Source organism: Marinitoga sp. 1135 (assembly GCF_013363245.1).
Classification (GTDB): Bacteria; Thermotogota; Thermotogae; order Petrotogales; family Petrotogaceae; genus Marinitoga; species Marinitoga piezophila.
Genome location: NZ_LBEZ01000026.1, coordinates 1 through 1,908, shown reverse-complemented (window position 1 = coordinate 1,908; position 1,908 = coordinate 1). Strand labels below are relative to the sequence as shown.

General features: G+C 27.0%; 1 protein-coding gene. It reads left to right on the top strand.

Features of this window, described 5'->3' with window-relative positions; translation table 11 throughout:
- Window positions 1-326 precede the first annotated feature (326 nt).
- Window positions 327-1,628, top strand: a complete 1,302-nt coding sequence (locus XO10_RS10440; protein ID WP_014296913.1) for an IS110 family transposase — start codon at window positions 327-329, stop codon at window positions 1,626-1,628.
- The last annotated feature ends 280 nt before the right edge of the window (window positions 1,629-1,908 follow it).

Genomic DNA, 1,908 nt, shown 5'->3' with positions numbered 1-1,908 from the left:
GTTTTGGAAAGCGAAGCACTTCATGGACGAAGTGTCTGAGCGTGCCGTATATAATAAAAATAGAAAATAATATTAATAAAAATTAATTATAAAAAATGTCAAAGAACATAATAATATTTTTGATTTTAAAGTTGTAAAATATAAATAGAAAAATAGTACAAATAGCTCTTTGAAAACAAATAACAATCATACGGAGAAAGATAGTCTGAGCGGCTAAGCTAAAAAGCTTGAGGCTGGGTAATTATCCACTCCTTTTAGCATGGTTTAGAGAATTAAGCGTTAAGCTTGTATCAATCACGGCCGTATGGCAAAAGGAGGTATTCTGTATGATTACTGTTGGAATTGACATTTCATCAACTAAATTTGATGTTGCCATATTTGATGGTGAAAAGTTTAAACACTATGTTTTCAAACAATCATATGATGGTTTTAATGAATTCTTTGATTTGATTAAAGGTATTGATGACGAGTATATGATTGCAATGGAATCAACAGGAACTTATCATGTTGCACTAAAACAATTCTTAAACAAAAAAGGTATTCAAGTTTTGGTTTTACATCCATATTCACTTAAAAACTTCATGAAATCTTTTAGTCATTCAAAGACTGATAAGATTGATTCAAAAAATATTGCTAAAGCTGTATATATACTAAAAGATTATGTAATAAAATCATCTGAACCTGAGGATTTGGTTTTAGAATTGAGAAATTTACTTAGAGCAAGAGAAAGTATTGCTAAAAATCTTGGTTCATTAAAAACACAATTAAAGAATGACTTAAAAAAGTATATGCCTGAATTGTTAAATCATTTTTCTAAGATGGATTCACCAGTCTTACTAAAATTATTATCAAGATATCCAACTTTAAATTCAATAATGAAACATAGAAGAAAAGCAACTAATTTACTTGCTTCATTTAAAAATTGGAATAAAGAAAAAGCATTAAAAGTAATAAACGATTTAAAAATTTCAATAGGAATTAGACATGACTCATCAGCAATATTGATTAAATCAAAAATAATTTTAATAAAAGATTATAAAGAACAACTTGAATTACTGGAAGAAGAAATACAAAGAATTGCAAATGAATTAATTGGAAACTTCAAAGATAATGATTCCAACGAGAAAAATAATAAACATAAAAATGAACGCGATTATGATAATCATGAAAGCAATAATAATCAAAATAGAAAAGATAAAAATATTACTGAAAACGAATATTATCAAGCGTATAGAGCGATAATGTCAATCCCAGATTCAGGTGAGTTAGTAACTCCATATACAATAATATCAGAAATAGGAGATATATCAAGATTTAAAACCAAAAGACATCTTGTTTCATATATAGGATTTGATCCAACAATATCGCAATCTGGAAAATATAGAAAAAACAAAAGAATATCTAAAAAAGGAAACAGTCATTTAAGACGCATATTCTCACTGTGGGCAGAAAGAATAATAAAATCTATTCCACAATACAAGGCGAAATATGAATCGCTAATAGAAAGAGGAAAACCAAGAAAAGTAGCACTAACAGCAATAACAAGAAAACTAATTGAACTGGTATATACATTGTGGAAAAATAAAACGACATTTAACTACGAATACTTAAATCTAAAAACTGCATAATAAAATTTCTAGAGAATAATATCAAATCATATATATTAAATTAAATCAAAGAAAAAATGTAAAATACCAATAAACTCATTACAGCATCAAAAGCTGTAAAAGGGGGTAATTTTCTAAGATTATCAAAGAAAAATTTTAACATACTTTTAAAATTTATATCTTGACTTTTTAGAGAATACCCGAATTTTCAAATGGAGCAAGGATCAGAAATTCTTGCCGTCTGAGTGAATATTATTTTTCTACTTTCAAAGAGAATTTTCGAAGATCAGCACTCAAGTCC

Bases quoted from the DNA above. Each gene is read 5' to 3' on its own strand.
- XO10_RS10440 (WP_014296913.1), top strand. From the start codon at position 327: ATGATTACTGTTGGAATTGACATTTCATCAACTAAATTTGATGTTGCC.